General features: G+C 46.0%; 18 protein-coding genes and 2 riboswitches. Of the genes, 12 read left to right on the plus strand and 6 right to left on the minus strand.

Going from position 1 to position 18,285, the window contains the following annotated elements:
- Positions 1-143 precede the first annotated feature (143 nt).
- Together sigI and ACWJJS_RS07800 are read left to right on the plus strand one after the other, a co-directional pair.
- Positions 144-899, plus strand: a complete 756-nt coding sequence (gene sigI, locus ACWJJS_RS07795; protein WP_003154719.1) for an RNA polymerase sigma factor SigI — start codon at positions 144-146, stop codon at positions 897-899.
- The gene (locus ACWJJS_RS07800; protein ID WP_070081713.1) at positions 896-2,074 is read left to right on the plus strand and encodes an anti-sigma-I factor RsgI family protein; all 1,179 of its coding nucleotides are present in this window, start codon (positions 896-898) and stop codon (positions 2,072-2,074) included. Before sigI ends, ACWJJS_RS07800 begins: the two co-directional genes overlap by 4 nt.
- Before the next feature lie 6 nt (positions 2,075-2,080).
- On the opposite strand, the gene ACWJJS_RS07805 is transcribed toward ACWJJS_RS07800, so the two are convergent.
- Together ACWJJS_RS07805 and ACWJJS_RS07810 are read right to left on the minus strand one after the other, a co-directional pair.
- Positions 2,081-2,275, minus strand: coding sequence for an alpha/beta-type small acid-soluble spore protein (locus ACWJJS_RS07805; protein ID WP_003154717.1), 195 nt, complete (start codon positions 2,273-2,275; stop codon positions 2,081-2,083).
- Positions 2,276-2,409: 134 nt separating this feature from the next.
- Entirely contained in the window at positions 2,410-3,111 is a 702-nt protein-coding gene (locus ACWJJS_RS07810) for a DUF1836 domain-containing protein (RefSeq protein WP_025851714.1), read from the minus strand.
- A gap of 148 nt (positions 3,112-3,259) precedes the next feature.
- Here ACWJJS_RS07810 and htpX point away from each other — a divergent pair, with 148 nt between their 5' ends.
- The 4 genes from htpX (at position 3,260) to ACWJJS_RS07830 (ending at position 6,607) form a co-directional block, all read left to right on the plus strand.
- Complete coding sequence (gene htpX, locus ACWJJS_RS07815) at positions 3,260-4,153, plus strand: protease HtpX (protein ID WP_007407207.1); 894 nt, start codon at positions 3,260-3,262, stop codon at positions 4,151-4,153.
- 159 nt (positions 4,154-4,312) lie between these two features.
- Entirely contained in the window at positions 4,313-5,665 is a 1,353-nt protein-coding gene (locus ACWJJS_RS07820) for a TrkH family potassium uptake protein (protein WP_032871309.1), read from the plus strand.
- A 95-nt stretch (positions 5,666-5,760) separates the two neighbouring features.
- Positions 5,761-6,435, plus strand: coding sequence for a DUF421 domain-containing protein (locus ACWJJS_RS07825; protein WP_326374949.1), 675 nt, complete (start codon positions 5,761-5,763; stop codon positions 6,433-6,435).
- 1 nt (position 6,436) lies between these two features.
- Positions 6,437-6,607, plus strand: a complete 171-nt coding sequence (locus ACWJJS_RS07830; RefSeq protein ID WP_003154711.1) for a hypothetical protein — start codon at positions 6,437-6,439, stop codon at positions 6,605-6,607.
- A 39-nt stretch (positions 6,608-6,646) separates the two neighbouring features.
- On the opposite strand, the gene ACWJJS_RS07835 is transcribed toward ACWJJS_RS07830, so the two are convergent.
- Entirely contained in the window at positions 6,647-7,669 is a 1,023-nt protein-coding gene (locus tag ACWJJS_RS07835; RefSeq protein ID WP_071391925.1) for an acyltransferase family protein, read from the minus strand.
- 255 nt (positions 7,670-7,924) lie between these two features.
- Here ACWJJS_RS07835 and ACWJJS_RS07840 point away from each other — a divergent pair, with 255 nt between their 5' ends.
- Both ACWJJS_RS07840 and ACWJJS_RS07845 read left to right on the plus strand, forming a co-directional pair.
- Entirely contained in the window at positions 7,925-10,144 is a 2,220-nt protein-coding gene (locus tag ACWJJS_RS07840; RefSeq protein WP_070081716.1) for a PAS domain-containing sensor histidine kinase, read from the plus strand.
- A complete protein-coding gene (locus tag ACWJJS_RS07845) occupies positions 10,141-10,638 on the plus strand; it encodes a methylated-DNA--[protein]-cysteine S-methyltransferase (RefSeq protein ID WP_077722126.1) in 498 nt (165 codons plus the stop codon). The genes ACWJJS_RS07840 and ACWJJS_RS07845 overlap by 4 nt, the downstream gene beginning before the upstream one ends.
- A 241-nt stretch (positions 10,639-10,879) precedes the next feature.
- Here the strand turns inward: ACWJJS_RS07845 and mtnA are convergent, their stop codons facing one another.
- The 3 genes from mtnA to ACWJJS_RS07860 form a co-directional block, all read right to left on the minus strand.
- Positions 10,880-11,941, minus strand: a complete 1,062-nt coding sequence (mtnA, locus tag ACWJJS_RS07850) for an S-methyl-5-thioribose-1-phosphate isomerase (RefSeq protein ID WP_003154704.1) — start codon at positions 11,939-11,941, stop codon at positions 10,880-10,882.
- Positions 11,942-11,947: 6 nt separating this feature from the next.
- Complete coding sequence (mtnK, locus tag ACWJJS_RS07855) at positions 11,948-13,132, minus strand: S-methyl-5-thioribose kinase (protein WP_003154703.1); 1,185 nt, start codon at positions 13,130-13,132, stop codon at positions 11,948-11,950.
- 110 nt (positions 13,133-13,242) lie between these two features.
- A riboswitch (SAM riboswitch) is annotated at positions 13,243-13,398 on the minus strand.
- 91 nt (positions 13,399-13,489) lie between these two features.
- On the minus strand, positions 13,490-14,269 hold the full coding sequence (locus tag ACWJJS_RS07860) for a carbon-nitrogen family hydrolase (protein WP_167860087.1): 780 nt from the start codon (positions 14,267-14,269) through the stop codon (positions 13,490-13,492).
- A 92-nt stretch (positions 14,270-14,361) separates the two neighbouring features.
- Here ACWJJS_RS07860 and ACWJJS_RS07865 point away from each other — a divergent pair, with 92 nt between their 5' ends.
- From ACWJJS_RS07865 to ACWJJS_RS07880, 4 genes are all read left to right on the plus strand, one after another.
- Positions 14,362-15,534: a pyridoxal phosphate-dependent aminotransferase gene (locus ACWJJS_RS07865; RefSeq protein ID WP_094246995.1), complete on the plus strand. Its 1,173-nt coding sequence runs from the start codon at positions 14,362-14,364 to the stop codon at positions 15,532-15,534.
- A 60-nt stretch (positions 15,535-15,594) separates the two neighbouring features.
- Positions 15,595-15,694: riboswitch (SAM riboswitch) on the plus strand.
- A gap of 81 nt (positions 15,695-15,775) precedes the next feature.
- A complete protein-coding gene (gene mtnW / locus ACWJJS_RS07870) occupies positions 15,776-16,990 on the plus strand; it encodes a 2,3-diketo-5-methylthiopentyl-1-phosphate enolase (RefSeq protein ID WP_146283588.1) in 1,215 nt (404 codons plus the stop codon).
- The gene (mtnX, locus tag ACWJJS_RS07875; RefSeq protein WP_146283587.1) at positions 16,987-17,691 is read left to right on the plus strand and encodes a 2-hydroxy-3-keto-5-methylthiopentenyl-1-phosphate phosphatase; all 705 of its coding nucleotides are present in this window, start codon (positions 16,987-16,989) and stop codon (positions 17,689-17,691) included. Before mtnW ends, mtnX begins: the two co-directional genes overlap by 4 nt.
- Complete coding sequence (locus ACWJJS_RS07880) at positions 17,649-18,278, plus strand: methylthioribulose 1-phosphate dehydratase (RefSeq protein ID WP_069473372.1); 630 nt, start codon at positions 17,649-17,651, stop codon at positions 18,276-18,278. Before mtnX ends, ACWJJS_RS07880 begins: the two co-directional genes overlap by 43 nt.
- Positions 18,279-18,285: the final 7 nt, after the last annotated feature.

Consider the following 18,285-nt stretch of genomic DNA (forward strand, 5'->3'; position numbering starts at 1 on the left):
CTGCATGGGGGCACGAAATCATGTATAGTACGTCTTATTGGCTTGTCATAATTGAGACAAATGAAATCGATTTCTCTTTTTCTTCCTTTGCGAATCCCTACTAAATTAGCTATGATTATGAGTAGTTATAGGGAGGAACTGAGGTGAAACCAGTGCTTAGCCTTTTGTTTAAATTGGGAAAAAAGAAGCAAACGCTTGAAACATCTGTTGAAAAAATACAAAAAGGCGACAAAGATCTGCAGAACGATTTAATACAGCAATATAAGCCTTTTATCGCGAAGACGGTTTCATCCGTTTGTAAACGATATATAGATGAAAAAGACGACGAATTCAGCATCGGGCTGATCGCGTTTAACGAAGCCATTGAAAAGTATTCGGCTGAAAAAGGTAATTCGCTGCTTGCATTTGCAGAGCTGATTATAAAAAGAAAAGTGATAGACTATATCAGAAAAGAAGCAAGAACCGCTCAGCATATCAATATGGATGTGCAGGAAGGCGACGACCAGGAATCTTCGCAGAGCCTTATCGAAGCGGAGCTTTCCATTGATGAATACCGCAAACAGATAGAGCAGGAACAGCGCCGGGAAGAAATTCTTTTTTTTCAGAAGCAGCTGAAAGAATACGGCCTGTCTTTTAAAGAGCTGCTGGAACAATCGCCGAAGCATACAGATGCGAGGCAGAATGCGATTAAGGTAGCCTATACGCTTGTTGAAAATGAAGAGCTGGCGTCCATTTTGCACCAGAAAAAACAGCTTCCTGTCAAACAGCTGGAGCAGCTCGTATCGGTCAGCAGAAAAACGATCGAACGGAACCGAAAATATATCATCGCCATGAGTATTATTATTACAGGTGATTATATTTATTTAAAAGATTATCTTAAAGGGGTGTTGCACTCATGAGAAGAGGGATCATAGTAGAGAAAAATAAAAAATTCGTCACGTTGCTAACCCCTGACGGACAATTTTTAAAAACAAAAAATGATCACCGCACTTGTGAAATCGGAGAGGAAATTACGTTCGAAGGCGAAACGCGTATGGGAAGAAGGGCCAGCTTTTTTGATTTTCTGAAACTGCGCCCTTTTAAATTGGGAGTGTTTACGATGACTGCTATTATTTTGTTTATTTTAATTTTGCTCCCGGTTTTTTCTGATAACAAAGCTTACGCGTATATGACGCTTGACATTAATCCCAGCATTGAAATGGCTTTAAACAGCAAATATGAAGTCATTGAACTGACACCGCTGAACCATGACGCCAAACAGGTCATCAGTGATATCGGAGATTGGAAAAGCAGCGATTTTAAGGAAGTCATCAGTAATATTATTACCGATTGCAGCAAGCATGGATATGTAAAGGAATCAAAAGAGATTTTAATTTCCACGGTTTATGAAAATACAGATGACAATACATATAAAAAAGGCGTTAAAAAACAGCTGGCTGACATGACTGAAAAATATAAGGGCACCTACCAGGTCCAATCGCTTGAATCTGATATGGAAACAAGAGAAAAAGCAAAACAGGAAGGGATGTCAACAGGCAGCTACATAAGAAGAAACGAAAAGAAAACAGAAGAAAAACAGTCTGAAAAGCAAACCGACAGCAATGAAACAGATCAGAAAGATACCGAAACAGACGCTGATCAAAGCAAGCAGCCGGACACAGAAAAGCCGGCGGCTGATGAAAAGACAGCTCCTGATGAAGAAAAGGCAGCAGAGAAGCCGGAAAACAATGAAACAGCGCCCGGCACGGAAGAAGCGAAGCCGGACAGTCAGGACGGCAGTCAGCAAACCGACAAAAATGCAGCTTCCGGATCAGAAGAAAACACACAGAAGGAACAAGATGGGGAAACAGAGCAGCCCCCAACACAAAATCCTCAGGAAAACGGAAATGACAAAGAGCCTAAGCAAAAGTATTACAATCATTACTGGAATCAGCGGAATCATGATCGCAATGAACATTGGGACTCCTATCGGCATCATGAAGATTCGTCAGACCGCAGGAATCCGAACGGCTACCGGCACGGAAAGGAGAATGCCGAAAAATATCAAAATTCGCCGAGAAGTCCCGGCGAATAAGCTGCATTATTGATTTTTCCCGTTTAATTGTGATTGAGCCTGCTGTACAAGACGTTTTGTCATTTCCCCGCCTACAGAGCCGTTTGCGCGTGCTGCTGTATCAGAGCTAAGGTTCACGCCGAATTCTTGAGCCACTTCGTATTTAAATTGGTCAAGTGCCTGCTCAGCCCCTGGAACTAAGAGTTTATTTCTGCTCGCCATCTTTTTCATCTCCTTTTCTCTGGCAAGATGTGTTTACGCATTTTAGTTTCAAACGGAACGGTATTGATTATGCTGGCAATTGTTGTACAGCAAAAAACCCCGGCGCAGACACCGGGGCGAAGAAGCGTTATGAATTATAATAAATGGCTGGTCATTTTGTAGGCTGAGGCTTGAATATGGAAAGTCAAAACGGAGAGCACCGTGACCGCGATGATGGATCTGATATCGTTCCATTGTCCGCTTCCGAGTTCTTTAAAGCAGCCTTTGAGCTTGTCCGTCTGCTCTTCGACGAGCTCCTGCAGGCTCGTTTCCTTCATCGGCGGGTTTGCCTTATGATGAAGATAATCAATCACTTGGGCGCAGCTTTCATAGTAGCTGATCGGGCTGATGACGTCGTCTGATCTGTCTGTGATCGTGTTAAAAGCGATTTTTAATATGCCGCGTATATGTTCGAAGTCATAAATTGATTTTAAATCACGTACAATGAGAAGGATGACAGCTTGTTCAATTGTATATTTTTTGCCGAGTAAGGGGTGGCCGATTAAATCTTTAATATCGCGTTTCACCCAGTTTTGGACGGCGGTTGATTTTAAAGACGTCAGCTCGCACAGATTTCCCAGCTCGACAATCTCGTTAGTTGAAAGCCCGTATTCCTTTTTCTCTTTTTTTCGTTCGAATCTCGTCAGAAATTCAGGGATATGCAGACGGCTTTCCGCTTCATCCAATGTCATATCCGCTGATTGCAATAAGATTTGGAGAGGAGTTGCGTCTCCTTGGCCTTTTAACGCGTAAAGAAGCCGGACCATATCAGTTCGGGTCAGTTTAAACGTGTTCATGGTTCACCTCTGATTGATTACGTGTTCACTTTCTAATATCACTGAGAATTACATTAACATCATACGTCGAAATTGTTGCATTTTCAAACAGATCATTTATAATTTAATTAAATAAGTTCTTTTGATCTTAAAAAAGACGGAGGTAATTATGGCGAAAAGAATATTTCTGTTTATTTTAACGAACCTTTTGGTCATTACGACAATCGGAATTGTGCTTACGATTATTACAAGCGTTACCGGTGTCGGCTCGTATATACAAAATGGCCGCATTGATCTGATGGCATTGCTCGTGTTCAGTCTTGTCGTCGGTTTTGTCGGTTCTTTTATTTCTCTCGGAATGTCCAGATGGATGGCCAAAACGATGATGGGCGTCCGGGTGTTAAATCCGAAGAAACAGTCACTCAGCTATGAAGAACAGCAATTGGTTGACCGTGTGCACAGATTGTCCCGTGCCGCAGGGATGACGAAAATGCCTGAAGTCGGCATTTATCATTCCCCGGAAGTCAATGCTTTTGCGACCGGACCTTCTAAGCGCCGTTCGCTTGTCGCGGTTTCTTCAGGTTTATTGCAGCAGATGGATGATGCTGCGGTGGAAGGGGTTCTTGCCCATGAAGTCGCACACATCACAAACGGTGATATGGTCACGATGACGCTGCTGCAGGGAATCGTCAATACGTTCGTCGTATTCCTTTCCCGAATCGCGGCATGGGTTGCAAGCCGCTTTGTCAAAGAAGACCTCGCACCGGTCGTGCATTTTATCGCGATGATCGTATTTCAGATTATCTTTTCCATTCTCGGCAGTCTTGTCGTCTTCGCCTACTCGCGGCACAGAGAGTTTCACGCTGACCGCGGCGGTGCAGACCTTGCCGGCAAGGATAAAATGATTCACGCTCTGCGTACGCTGAAGTCTTATACAGGACATGTGAATGAAGAAGACCAGACGGCGGTGCAGACGTTAAAAATTAACGGCAAAAAGCATTCGTCACTGTTCTCCACACACCCTGATCTCGATGAGCGTATCCGCAGGCTGGAAGCAAAATAATAAACAAAACCTCTGACAATCGTTTCAGAGGTTTTTTTGTTTAAAGATCGGCAAATTACATAAGGTAATGAAAAATCTTTCTAAAAAGACCTTTAAAAATTCTCCCAATATCATTAGAATAATTACGTACTACATTTGAGAGGCAGAAGGAACTATCTTATGAAATTAAAACTGAAAAAATTCATACAGATCTTGTCGCCTGCACAGCTGATTGCATTATATTATTTTCTTGCTGTGACGGTGGCATTTATTTTGCTAAGTCTGCCGGCCGCCCACAAACAAGGGGCCAGCTGGTCGTTTATAGACGCGCTGTTTACGGCTGTCAGCTCAGTCAGTGTCACCGGTTTAACGGTCGTCAACACGGCTGATACATTCAGCACGGCCGGGATTGTCATTTTGGCTTTCGTGCTTCAATTCGGCGGAATCGGCATTATGACGCTCGGAACATTCGTCTGGCTCATTATGGGCAAACGGATCGGTCTTAGGGAACGGAAGCTCATCATGGTGGATCAGAACCAATCGCAGTTTTCCGGTATCGTCAACCTGATGAAGCAAGTGCTGTTTTTGATTTTATTAATCGAGTTTTTAGGCGGCATCATCTTAGGAACATATTTTTTAACGTATTATGATTCGTTTGAACAGGCGTACTTGCACGGATTCTTTGCGAGTGTCAGCGCCACGACAAACGGCGGTTTTGATATTACGGGAAATTCACTCGTCCCGTTCAGACATGACTATTTCGTGCAGTTTATTACGATGCTTCTGATTATTTTCGGTGCGATCGGTTTTCCGGTGCTCGTAGAAGTAAAGGACTTTTTGTTTTCAAAACAGCGCAGATACTCATTCACGCTGTTTACGAAAATTACGACCGTTACGTTCGGAATGCTCGTTTTGTTCGGAGCCGTGGGCATTTACGCGCTTGAAGCAAGCCATGTTATGAAGGGGAAAAGCTGGCATGATGTTTTATTTTTATGTCTCTTTCAATCAACCGCTACACGAAGCGGCGGGCTTGCGACAATTGATATCAGCCAGCTGTCAGCGCCGACATTATTTTTCATCTGTGCCCTCATGTTTATCGGCGCATCACCGAGCTCGGTCGGCGGCGGAATCCGTACGACGACGTTTGCGCTTAACCTTCTTGCTCTGTTTCATTTTGCCAGAGGGAATAAAGCGGTCAAGGTCTTTAAACGCGAGCTTCATCAGGCTGATGTCATGAAGTCGCTGGTCGTTACGATGATGGCGATTCTGCTCGTGTTCGGGTCGACGCTGATTCTGGCCGTGACGGAGACAAACCAGACGCTGCTCGGACTGCTTTTTGAAGTGTGTTCCGCTTTCGGAACGACCGGCCTGTCGCTCGGGATTACTCCGCATTTAAGCGACATCGGAAAATGTGTGATCATGATTGTGATGTTTATCGGCCGGATCGGCATTTTGACGTTCCTTTATTTGATCGGCCGAAAAGAAATCGAAGCAAATTATCATTATCCGAAGGAAAGAATGATTATCGGCTGACACCGCTTTTCAGAAAGCGGTGTTTTTTTATTGCCGTAAAATGGATGAGTGGAAACAGTTTCTTTGGAGATTCTACTTGTAAAGAGGTGACGTCATTGTTTGCCGTATTTTGGAAGTCGGTAGTTATGATAGCGGTCGGTACCTTTTTATTGCGGATCGCCGGACGGAAATCAATCAGCCAGCTGTCGGTGACCCAAACAGTCATCATGATTTCGATCGGTTCGATTATTATTCAGCCGTTTATTGAACATAATTTATGGGAAACTATTTTCGCGGCGGCGATTTTTATTGCGGTACTGATCCTGATGGAATATTTAGAAATCAAATCAAGCTTTTTTGAGTTTTTATTTTCAGGAAAAACCGTCGCCGTTGTCAGAAACGGAAAAATCATCCCGGAAAACTTAAAAAAAATGCGTTTTACCGAAGACCAGCTGTCAATGAGGATCAGGCAGGAAGGCCTCGGAGACATTCAAGATTTTAAATATGTGCTGCTTGAGCCGAACGGACAGATCGGCTATGAACTCATTGATGAGGCCAAACACGTGACAGTGCGCGACTTAAAAAAAATGCTTAATGAATTCAAAACAGATTTGCTGACAGAAGGAGGAAATCAAATGAAACGCAAAGCAGCGAAGAATGAAGCTTTGACCAACAACAACACACCGACTGAGAGCATGGATAAAAATGCATACAAAACACAATACGACGGTGATCCCGGACTGAGAGGCGCAAACCGCAAATCAAAACACGGCAAACAAGGAGGCGAGTAACATGACGAAAAAAAACCGCCACAGCAAAGACATGCAAAACCATAAAAAGCCGATGGACCCTAAATTGCTTGAAGAAGAGTTTTCAAGCGAGCTCGGTGATTATAACGCCGGAAAATGGATTGAAACGCTTGAACAGACGAAGCCGAAGAAAAAAGAAGACGGCAAAAAATAAAAAATACCTCTTAAGCGATAACGCTTAAGAGGTATTTTATTATTTCGAATAAGCACCGTTTCTTGTTCCTTTCACCGCTTCAAGCAAGCCTGTTATCCGCAGCTCAATAAACGGCTGTGCAGCCGTTTTCACCGCATTGCTGGAGAGAATGGACGTAAGAGCGGCCGTTAACATTAAGAGTATGACTAAATTCTGATAATCAGACAAGTGATCTTCAAGCCCGATCTGCCGCAGCGTTTTTATAATGAATCCATGCAGCAGATACACGTAAAACGTTCTCGTACCCCATTTCGTAAAGAAATAACGCTTTTGCGGAACGAGCGCCAAAAAGCTGAAAGTGGCGGCAAAGGCCAAAACATACCAGCCGATCCGTGACAGACCGCTCAACAGCGACACTGTGCCGAATGTAGAATAAGGCTCCGATCCGAACAGCCACGAGTAATCAAAATCAATGCACCAGCATAAGAGGAAAACAATCCCCAGTACGCCCGCGGCAATCTGCCTGCCCCTTTTAGCCCGAAGTAAATCAAAGTGCTGTTTTTTCAAATAAAACCCGACGAGGAACATCGGAAGAAAGACAAACGTCCGTGAAAGACTCAGCGTGCTGCTGATAAAATCAAGATACCCAATCATGACGGCAAGCCCGCAGCTCACACCAAGCGCCCACATTTTCGGCAGCTTCGTAAAGGGATAAAGCAGCAGATTCCAAAAGAATAAGCTGACTAAAAACCAGAGAGACCATTGCGGATCAATCGGATTGACGCTTGTCATGCTTTCATCCTGAATCAAGTAGTAAAAAACCGAGTAAATGCCCTGAAAAATCAGGTACGGAATAATCAGCTTCACAGCCAGCTTCTTCACATAACCTTTCCGCTTAAAGTTTTTTGCGAAATAGCCGGAAACCAGGATAAAGGCCGGCATATGAAAAGTATAAATGAATTTGTAGAGATGGAGCATAAACTCATTTCCGTTAATAAATGACCGGAGGATATGGCCGAACACCACCAGAAAAATCAAGATAAACTTGGCGTTGTCAAAGTAACTGTCTCGCGATTTTGTCATAGCATCACCTTCTCTTCAAAAATCATCCACTGCATGATTATTTCCTGTTGGTGTTCATTTTAAAATAAAAAACAAAAAATTGAAGGAGGAAAAAAGGGATTGTTAGGATGATGTAACGGGGAGGTAAGGATCGTAGAAAAAGACTTTAACTTGTCATATCATTGAAATTTTCTGAAATGTATAGGGCGAATGAAGGAAGATGAGGTATTTTGTAGAAATATTGAGGGATAGGTTTTTGAAGAAGGAGTGTACTGAATGGCTGAAACTCTGGATTTGCAAACAAACGAGTCGCTGAAAGAGCAGCTGAAGAGGATGAAAGAGGAAAATGACCGCCTGAAGAGTGAATTGAACCGGTATCATGTGATTATGAATAACACGCTTGATGCCATTTTTATATGCCGTAAGGAAATGAAAATCGTCCAGGCGAACGAGGCTGCGGCCCGGATGATGCAGATTGAGGCAGAGAGCCTTATTAACCGCTCCGTCCTGGACTTTTTATATTCCGTGCCTCAGGAAGAACTGAATAAGGCCGTGAAAAGGTTTTTAAAAAAAGGCCATCTGTGGAAAGAGGTGCCGATTAAGCTTGACAGCGGCGCGACGAAATACATTGAATTCCTCGCCAGAGACGGAATTGGGGAGGATTATTTTTTTGTGGTGATGAGGGACATCTCCTCTAAAAAAATATTAGAGCGCGAATTCTCCATGAACGAGCAGCTGTTTAAAGATTTGTTTGACAGGGCTGTCGACGGCATCGTGCTGTTTGATAAGGACGGCGGGTTTATTGATGCGAACCTCTCTTTTTGCAAAAGCTTTGAGATCGGCCAGAATGAATTGTCCCATCTGTCGCTCCGCCATTTTACCGACGGAGAAAACAAAAAGCATCTGAAAGAAATCTGGGAAACCCTCCGCAGAAAAGGAAACGCCAAAGGAGAACTGCCCGTCAAGCTTCGGTCCGGCGAAGAGAAGCTGTTTGAATTTACGATTACGTCCAACTTAATCAGCGGGTTCTACATGTCCATTATGAGAGACATAACAGAGAAACGGCTGATGGAATTGAAACTCTTTAAAAGCGAAGAGCGATTCCGCGAAATTTTTGAAAACGCCATGGACGCGATTGTCATTTGGTCTGATGACGGAAAGATTGCCAAAGCAAACGAATCGGCGTGCCGCATTTTCGAACTGCCGATGGATAAGCTGGTGGAGACGAATTTATGTACGTTTATCGTTGATCCGCAGAAAAAATACAAGCAGATTAAGAAGAAATATGAAAAATACGGGGAAATCCGTGAAGAGATGCTGTTTCAGATGGCAAACGGCCAATACAAAGAGCTTGAGTTCACATCAAAACGAACCATACTTGAAGGTCAGCATTTAACCATTTTAAGAAATGTCAGCGATCGTAAGCGGATGGAAAAAGAATTGCGGGAAAGCGAGCTGAAATTCAGAAAAGTATTCAACGGCTCAATGGACGGCAAGGTCTTATTTGACAACCAATTCCGTATTATTGACGCGAATCCTCTCGCAAGCCGTATACTCGGCATGCCGGATGAGGAGCTGAGAGCGTACACCGTTCCGGATATTCTTTCTTTATTTGATATTGAAAACGCGGGTGTTCCCGCCAGAAAGATTGATTTAGAAGGAATGGATAATGAAATCCCCTTCCTGTTAAGCAGCAGTGACAGCCGCAAACTGGAATTCTCCTTCAAAAGAAATATCATTCAAAATATGAATCTGGCCATCTTTAAAGATGTCACAGAGGCCAAAGAGCTTGAAGAGAGGCTGCGGAAATCCGACACTCTTCATGTTGTAGGGGAGCTGGCGGCGGGCATCGCCCACGAAATCAGAAACCCGATGACGGCGCTGAAAGGGTTCATTCAGCTTCTTCAAGGAAGCATTGAAGGCGAATATTCTCTGTACTTTAACGTCATTACCTCAGAATTAAAACGCATCGAGTCTATCATCACTGAATTTTTAATTTTAGCGAAACCTCAGGCGATATTATATGAAGAAAAAGACGTGACGCAGATTATGAAAGACACGGCTGATCTTTTGAATGCCCAGGCCAATCTTGTCAATGTGCAGATTCATCTGAACCTGACCGGAAACATCCCGCCGATTTACTGTGAACCGAATCAATTAAAACAGGTGTTTATCAATATTTTAAAAAACGCCATTGAAGTCATGCCGGGCGGCGGCAATATCTATGTGACCATCCAGCCTTCTGATCAAGACCACATTTTGATTTCTTTTCAAGATGAAGGAACAGGTATTTCCGAAGACAAATTAAAACGTCTGGGCGAGCCATTTTACACGACAAAAGACAGGGGAACGGGCCTCGGTCTGATGGTCAGCTATAAAATCATCGAAGAACATCAGGGACGCATTCATGTGGAAAGTGAAGAAGGGAAGGGCACGGTTTTTCATTTGACGCTTCCGATCCGGCAGAATACCGAAGAAAGAAGGAGCGGGGAATGATCTGTTTTACAAGTGTAAAAGCGCCGTTTGGAACCGTTATCGTAACAGAGGAAGAGGGCTTTATTACCGGCCTGTTTCTCACCGGGGAAGATTTTCAGGAATGGCAAAAAGACGCGCCCGGCGTAAAGCCGTGCGAAACCGCTTTGCTGTCGGAGGCGAAACAGCAGCTGGCATCATATTTTTCAGGAGAAAGAAAGCAATTCTCTCTGCCTCTGAGACAAAAAGGCACACCCTTTCAGGAAAGGGTATGGAACGCGCTGACGATGATTCCTTACGGAGAATCCCGAAGCTACGGCGATATGGCTGAAGCGATCGGAAAACCGAAAGCGGTGCGCGCCATCGGACAAGCCAATAAACGAAACCGGCTGCCGATTTTTGTCCCGTGCCATCGGGTAATCGGCAAAAACAGCGCCTTAACGGGATACGCGGGCACGAAGACGGATGTAAAAGCGGTGCTGCTGAACATCGAACAAATATCCTATAAAGAAAAATAAAACATATGGCACGTTCCGTTTTTTCGCGTCCGACATATCATTTTATTAAGTGAAAAAAGTTGGTCTGGTGAAAAAGGAGGACGAAGCCTGATGAAAATGAGCCGTCCGCAAAAGATAGCCGGTTATGCAGAGCTGTTTTTTAAAATGCATCTCATTACAGCCGCCCAAAAAGATGAAGTGATTACATTGTGCAGACAAAAAAACCGCTGACATTGCCTGAGGCAACATCATCAGCGGTTTTTCAGCTCAACTGGCAGTCAGCGAATAATTGTTCAATTTCTTCCGTGTAAGAACCGGTCACAATTCCTTTCTCGGTGATTATGCCTGAAATCAGGCTGCCCGGTGTGATGTCAAAGGCCGGATTGAAGACCGGCACATCTTCGGGAGCGGTGCGTATGCCTGAGATCTGTCTGACTTCATCCGGATCTCTTTCTTCAATCGGAATCTGATCGCCGTTTTCAATCTGCAAGTCAAAGGTCGAAAGCGGTGCGGCCACAAAAAACGGAATCTGAAAGGCGTTTGCCAAAATAGCGAGGCCGTACGTTCCGATTTTATTGGCCGTATCTCCGTTTTTAGCAATTCTGTCAGCGCCGACAATGACTGCTGAAATATGTTTTTCCTTCATTGTATGGGCGGCCATGCTGTCCGTAATGAGTGTGACATCAATTCCGCCCTGCATCAGCTCCCACGCCGTCAGCCGTGATCCTTGGAGAACGGGTCTTGTTTCACATGCGTAGATATGAAGGCCGAGGTCTTTTTGTTTCGCTAAGTAAAAGGGAGCAAGCGCCGTACCGTACCGGCTTGTAGCAATCGAGCCCGCATTGCAGATGGTCATGATCTGGTCGCCTTTTTTAAAAAGGTGCAGCGCATTTTGGCCGATCATTCGGCAAGTTTCTTCATCCTCAATCTGAATTTGAATGGCTTCATGAACGAGTGTTGTCTTCGCTTCATTGATTGAAATCGCATCCCTGATGGAATCCGTCAGTCTGTCAAGCGCCCACGCGAGGTTGACGGCAGTGGGCCTCGAACTGTTTAAATACGCTTTGACATCCGCGAACTGACGTCGGAAATCTGAAAGGTCGCGGGCTTCAAATGACTTGGCGGAGAGCGCGAGTCCGAACGCCGCGGTTATACCGATGGCCGGGGCGCCCCTTACTTTCAGCGTGACAATCGCGTCGAATACATCTTCCTTTGTTTCAAGTTCCACATATTCAGTGACGTCGGGAAGCTTTTGCTGATTTAAAATGCGGATGTAGGTTTCTTTCCATTCCACAGAACGGGGGATGGCAAATTCATTGGTCATGCTGCATCATTCCTTTACACGGAGCTTAAATTGGTCCAGAACCTCGGTGATATGCTTCAGTTCTTTTCTGTTTTCGATATAATAGGCGCCGATCTCAAGCGCCAGCTTCTTCCGTTCGATTCGTTTGTCAAACGGAGTGATTTCATCTAAGTCAGCCACATGGGCGAGTCCGATCGTGCGCCGGATCAATTCGCATCCCGCAAAACCGACCGCTTCTTCAAACGCGTTTTTCAGTGTGTCTTCCAGCAGGTGTCTGCGGGAAGGCAGGCAGTCTTTCTCCCATGCTTCACTGAATGTTTTCACAAATGTATCCCATACGGCGGCAGTATGGTCATATAACGGCTGTCTGTCGTCACCGTCGCGGCTGAGGGCGTTTAACAGCAGATTGGCGATAAATTGGCCGATGTCAAACCCGATCGGTCCGAAGAAAGCAAACTCGGGATCAATCACCTTTGTTTCATGTTCATCGGCGAAGATGCTTCCCGTGTGCAGATCGCCGTGAACCAATGTTTCCGCGGAATTCAGAAAGATGGCTTTCAATTCGTCAGCGCCTTCTTTCAGCCGGGAATTGTTCCAAACTTTTTCTGCGTATGGGCGCAGCTCCTCTTCAAAATCGTTTGTCTCATGGTCGAGAAACGGTTCTGTAAACACAAGCCTTTCTGTAATATTGCAAAGCTCAGGATTTGTAAACTGCTTTGCGAGCTGCTGCTTTACTTTCGCATCGAGCGCATAATCGGATGAGTAAAAAAGCGTTTTCCCTAAAAATTCACCGATATGAACCGATAAGTTCGGATAATGCTGCCCTTCCAGCAGCCCTTTTCTTGAAATCTGCAAATGTGAGAGGTCTTCCATTACCGTGACGGCCATTTCAGTATCGGAATAGTAAACGGCCGGAACGAGGTGCGGCACGTGTTCGCCCTGGCGGATGAGGGCGCTGCTTTCGATTCTCGCCCGATCAATTGTAAGCGGCCAGCTTTCACCGACGACTTTCGCGTAAGGAATCGCCTGTTTGATAATCAGTCCTTTTTGGTTTTCTTTATCGTAAACATGGAAGACGTAATTTAAATTGCCGTCGCCGATTTCACGGCATGTCAGAGTGCTTTTGCTTTGGAATAAGCCGAGCTTGACAGCTAACGCGGCGGCGGAGCTTTCTGTTAATTGTTCATAAAGACTTGTTTTAGTTGCTGACATGGATTTACCCTCCAATTATGTAGTGGCAGTAAGAGATCGTGACGGAGAATACGCCCGAAAAAAAAGCCTCCTTCTCTGAAAGAGAAGGAGGCTGAAACAGTGCAGTCCGCCTCTTATCTCTCAGATAACATCTGATGGAATTAGCACCGTGCCTTATGAGACAATCGTCTCGGCGCAAAATGTACGCGCCCCATTTCACAATGGAATTACGGTCGGTTGCTGTTGGGGTCAAAAGGCCAATTCCCTCGCCCAACTCTCGATAAGAGAAAATATATTGATTTGTATCACAATTCGGATTAATCAGTTGATGAAAATATTAGCAGGTGCCGGATATTCTTGTCAACGTTTTTTTGAAAATTAATATAAATCACGCCGCAAGTCTTGGAAAACCGGAATGGTTCCGCGGACGGCCGCGCTTTCTGACACATCAATTTCCGCCCGGACTGAGCCTTCCGTCCGGTCTCCTTCGGCTAAAATCCGGCCCCACGGGTCAATAATCAGGCTGTGGCCGGCAAATTCATTATCGGGATTGGACCCCGTGCAGTTAGAGGCTGCGACAAAACATTGGTTTTCAATTGCTCTGGCGATAAGCAGGCTTCGCCAATGATCAAGGCGGGGCAGAGGCCATTCCGCAGAGATAAACAGGACATTCGCGCCCTGGGACGTATGCTTTCTGATCCATTCGGGGAAACGGATATCATAGCAGATCAGCCCGGCGCACTTGACACCGTCAAGCTCAAAGGAACCGTCGCTGTTTCCTGCTGACAAGTAAAGGTGTTCATCCATCAGCTGAAACAGATGGGCTTTCTGATACCGCTTCACGATCTGTCCGCTGTTATCGGCGATGTACATGGTGTTATAGACATCTTCGCCTTCTTTGACCGCAAAAGATCCGGCAACGAGGTGTACGTTGTATGTTTTTGCCGTTTCTTTAAGCCACTGTTTCGAAACTTTGCCGTTTTCATCCGCCAGCTGGTCTAGCCGTGTGAGATCATAGCCGGTCGTCCACAACTCAGGAAGCACGATTACATCCGCATGGCGGCTTTCTTGCTCAATCAAAGATTCTGCTTTTTTAAAATTTTCTGAAGGATTTCCGTATGAAATATCAAATTGCAAACAGGAAACGGTCCATTTCATTTTTTAACACCTCAAGTTTCTCTTTACTTTTTTTATTTAACCATATATGATGATGGACTATCATTTCAAGACATTTTTAGAAGGTGAAAAATATGAACTTTGAAATCTCAGATGTACTCAAACAGCTGCCGGAACAATTTTTCGCATCATTGGTGCAAAAAGTGAATCAAAAGCTGAAAGAAGGCAGAGACGTCATCAATTTAGGGCAGGGAAACCCTGATCAGCCGACGCCTCAGCATATCGTTGAAGAAATGAAGCGTGCCGTCGAAAGGCCGGAAAATCATAAATACTCCTCATTCCGGGGCGCTTACAGCTTCAAAAAAGCAGCCGCTGCATTTTATGAAAGGGAGTACGGGGTCACGCTTGATCCGGAAACGGAAGTCGCCGTGCTGTTCGGAGGCAAGGCGGGACTTGTTGAGCTTCCGCAATGTCTTTTAAACCCGGGAGATACCATTCTGGTGCCTGATCCCGGATATCCTGATTACTGGTCGGGCGTCGCCCTTGCGAAAGCGAAAATGGAAATGATGCCGCTGACGGAAGAAAGAGGGTTTCTCCCTGATTACAGCGTAATTCCTGAAAAGGTGCGGAGCGAGGCGAAGATGCTGTATCTCAATTATCCGAATAATCCGACCGGCGCTGTGGCGACTGAGGCGTTTTTTGAGGAGACGGTCGGTTTTGCGGAACAAAACGGCATTTGTGTCGTTCATGATTTCGCGTACGGAGCCGTCGGTTTTGACGGGCATAAACCGCTGAGCTTTTTGCAGACGGAAGGCGCAAAAGAGACGGGAATCGAAATCTATACCTTGTCCAAAACGTATAATATGGCGGGCTGGCGGGTCGGATTTGCCGTCGGAAACGCTTCTGTTATCGAAGCGATCAACCTTTATCAGGATCATATGTTTGTCAGCCTGTTTCCCGCGGCGCAGCAGGCGGCGGCAGCCGCTCTTTTAGCGGATCAGGCATGCGTCGCAGCGCAAAATGACAGATATGAATCAAGACGCAATGCATGGATTAAAGCCTGCCGCGGTATCGGCTGGGATGTGACGGCTCCGGCGGGCTCCTTTTTTGCATGGCTCCCTGTGCCCGACGGTTATACGTCACAGTCGTTTTCAGATCTGCTGCTCGAGAAAGCGGATGTCGCCGTCGCTGCCGGAAACGGGTTCGGAAAATGGGGGGAAGGCTATATAAGAGTCGGTCTTCTGACAAGTGAAGAAAGACTTAAAGAAGCTGCGGAACGGATCGGGAAACTGAATCTTTTCACCTGAAAAAGCATTGACATATCAGGATAACAATGCGATAATTCAAAATACTTTATAAAATCATTATTCTTATCAAGAGCAGGCAGAGGGACGAGCCCGATGAAGCCCGGCAACCGACTGATAAAGCACGGTGCTAATTCTTGCAGCAGGAGCTGAGAGATAAGATTCGGACATAACACGAAGCCTCTTTCTGCTCATACGGAAGAGGTTTTTTTATGTTTTGTGAAAGAAAGAGAGGCGTTCACGCATGAGCGAAGTATTGGCAACATATCTTCTGACAAACACAACGGACAGTGAAAAGCGGGCGGAACAGATTGCGGCGGGGCTGACGGTAGGCTCCTGGACTGACCTGCCCCTGGTGAAGCAGGAACAGCTCAGAAAACATAAAGGCCGGGTCGTAAAAGTTGAGGAGAAAGAAGGAACCTCAGAAAACGAAACACAATCCGTCATCACTATCGCCTATCCTGAGGCGAACTTTTCAAGAGATATTCCGGCCGTCCTGACGACGGTATTCGGAAAGCTGTCACTGGACGGAAAAATAAAATTGACTGATCTTGAATTTTCCGAAGGGTTTAAACGCTCCCTTCCCGGGCCGAAATTCGGTATATACGGCATCCGCAAACTGCTGGGCGAATTTGAAAGACCGCTTCTGATGAGCATATTTAAAGGCGTGATCGGACGGGATCTCGCCGACATTAAAGAACAGCTCAGACAGCAGGCGCTCGGCGGCGTGGATCTGATTAAAGATGACGAAATTTTCTTTGAAAATGAACTGGCTCCGTTTGAAACCCGCATTATCGCAGGAAAACAAGTCCTGAAGGAAACCCGGGAGGAGACGGGGCATAAAACGCTGTATGCCGTAAACCTTACGGGAAGGACCGCTGAACTGCGGGATAAAGCGAGGCGCGCGGCAGAACTCGGGGCGGACGCGCTTTTATTGAATGTGTTCGCTTACGGTTTAGATGTGATGCAGAGCCTTGCCGAAGACAGGGAAATCCCGCTTCCGATCATGGCGCATCCGGCAGTCAGCGGCGCGTTCACATCATCTCCCGTTTACGGCTTGTCGCATGCGCTTTTGCTCGGCAAGCTGAACCGCTATTGCGGCGCTGATTTCAGCTTATTTCCGTCACCTTACGGATCCGTTGCTCTTCCGAAGGAGTCCGCGCTTGCAATCCATGATGAATGTGTAAAAGACGATGTCTTTCATCCGTCGTTTGCCGTCCCGTCAGCAGGCATTCACCCCGGTATGGTGCCATTGTTGATGCGCGATTTCGGCATCGATCACATCATCAATGCCGGCGGTGGCATTCACGGCCATCCGAAAGGAGCCGAGGGCGGCGGAAAAGCGTTCCGCGCCATCATTGATGCGGTGCTTGAAGCGCAGCCGATTGAAGAAAAAGCCGCGTCGTGCAAAGATCTTCAGCTCGCATTAGACAAATGGGGAAGGGTGGAAGCCGTATGACCCGCACACCGCTGATTATTTGTGATTTCGACGGCACGGTCACCATGAACGACAACATTGTCAGCATGATGAAAGAATTCGCGCCTCCTGAGTGGCTTGAATTAAAAGACGGTGTTCTGTCTAAAAGCATATCAATCCAAGAAGGGGTCGGCCGGATGTTCGGACTGCTGCCGAGCAGCTTAAAAGAAGAACTGACCGGCTTTATTCTGAAGGATGCGAAAATACGGGACGGCTTTTTGGATTTTGTCTCGTTTGTCCGGTCAAACGGCCTCCCGTTTTATATCGTAAGCGGAGGAATGGACTTTTTTGTGCATCCGCTTTTGGAAGGGATCGTAGAAAAGGAGCGGATTTTCTGCAATCATGCATCCTTTGACAATGAATATATTCATATAGACTGGCCGCACGCCTGTGACGGAGGCTGCACCAATCAATGCGGCTGCTGCAAACCGTCAGTCATCCGGAAGCTGTCCGATCAGCAGAAATTTCTCATTATGATCGGTGATTCGGTCACGGATGTCGAGGCTGCAAAGTTATCCGATATGTGTTTTGCGAGAGATTATCTTTTGACTGAATGCAAAGAACTCGGCCTCCGGCATCTGCCTTTTCAAGATTTTCATGAGGTGAGAACAGGCATTGAAAACATCGGGGAGGTGCAGGCATGGCTGCAAAAGAAGAACGCTGGCGCGAACTTGCCGAGGTAAAGCGCGAGCTGGCCGAAAGAGACTGGTTCCCGGCAACGAGCGGGAATCTTTCCATCAAAGTATCCGACGCGCCGCTGACTTTCCTCGTTACGGCGAGCGGAAAAGACAAACGAAAAGAAACAGACGAAGATTTTCTCTTAATCGATGAGAACGGGAAGCCCGCTGAGACCGGCCATTCTTTAAAACCTTCAGCGGAAACGCTTCTCCATACTTACTTATACCAAAAGACAGACGCAGGCTGCTGTCTGCATGTCCATACCGTCAATAATAATGTCATCTCAGAGCTTTACGGGGATGAAAAACAAATCACTTTTCAGGGGCAGGAGATGATTAAGGCGCTCGGATTATGGGAGGAAAACGCGTCCGTGACCGTTCCGATCATTGACAACCCGGCGCACATCCCGGCATTAGCCGAAAGCTTCGCGCACCATGCGGACGCCGGCTCAGGCGCGGTGTTAATCCGCAATCACGGCATTACGGCATGGGGGCGGACCGCATTTGAAGCGAAAAGGGTGCTGGAAGCCTATGAATTTTTATTCAGCTGCCACCTCAAGCTTCTGTCACTTCGGCCGCAGCTAGTAAAATAAAAGGAGG

It is taken from the genome of Bacillus sp. JK106 (genome assembly GCF_053663355.1).

What these genes read in the sequence shown, in the direction of transcription:
- ACWJJS_RS07800 (WP_070081713.1), top strand. Translation starts at nt 896, where the DNA reads ATGAGAAGAGGGATCATAGTAGAGAAAAATAAAAAATTCGTCACGTTG.
- ACWJJS_RS07805 (WP_003154717.1), bottom strand. Translation starts at nt 2,275, where the DNA reads ATGGCGAGCAGAAATAAACTCTTAGTTCCAGGGGCTGAGCAGGCACTT.
- ACWJJS_RS07810 (WP_025851714.1), bottom strand. Translation starts at nt 3,111, where the DNA reads ATGAACACGTTTAAACTGACCCGAACTGATATGGTCCGGCTTCTTTAC.
- htpX (WP_007407207.1), top strand. Translation starts at nt 3,260, where the DNA reads ATGGCGAAAAGAATATTTCTGTTTATTTTAACGAACCTTTTGGTCATT.
- ACWJJS_RS07820 (WP_032871309.1), top strand. Translation starts at nt 4,313, where the DNA reads ATGAAATTAAAACTGAAAAAATTCATACAGATCTTGTCGCCTGCACAG.
- ACWJJS_RS07830 (WP_003154711.1), top strand. Translation starts at nt 6,437, where the DNA reads ATGACGAAAAAAAACCGCCACAGCAAAGACATGCAAAACCATAAAAAG.
- ACWJJS_RS07835 (WP_071391925.1), bottom strand. Translation starts at nt 7,669, where the DNA reads ATGACAAAATCGCGAGACAGTTACTTTGACAACGCCAAGTTTATCTTG.
- ACWJJS_RS07840 (WP_070081716.1), top strand. Translation starts at nt 7,925, where the DNA reads ATGGCTGAAACTCTGGATTTGCAAACAAACGAGTCGCTGAAAGAGCAG.
- ACWJJS_RS07845 (WP_077722126.1), top strand. Translation starts at nt 10,141, where the DNA reads ATGATCTGTTTTACAAGTGTAAAAGCGCCGTTTGGAACCGTTATCGTA.
- mtnA (WP_003154704.1), bottom strand. Translation starts at nt 11,941, where the DNA reads ATGACCAATGAATTTGCCATCCCCCGTTCTGTGGAATGGAAAGAAACC.
- mtnK (WP_003154703.1), bottom strand. Translation starts at nt 13,132, where the DNA reads ATGTCAGCAACTAAAACAAGTCTTTATGAACAATTAACAGAAAGCTCC.
- ACWJJS_RS07860 (WP_167860087.1), bottom strand. Translation starts at nt 14,269, where the DNA reads ATGAAATGGACCGTTTCCTGTTTGCAATTTGATATTTCATACGGAAAT.
- ACWJJS_RS07865 (WP_094246995.1), top strand. Translation starts at nt 14,362, where the DNA reads ATGAACTTTGAAATCTCAGATGTACTCAAACAGCTGCCGGAACAATTT.
- mtnW (WP_146283588.1), top strand. Translation starts at nt 15,776, where the DNA reads ATGAGCGAAGTATTGGCAACATATCTTCTGACAAACACAACGGACAGT.
- mtnX (WP_146283587.1), top strand. Translation starts at nt 16,987, where the DNA reads ATGACCCGCACACCGCTGATTATTTGTGATTTCGACGGCACGGTCACC.
- ACWJJS_RS07880 (WP_069473372.1), top strand. Translation starts at nt 17,649, where the DNA reads ATGGCTGCAAAAGAAGAACGCTGGCGCGAACTTGCCGAGGTAAAGCGC.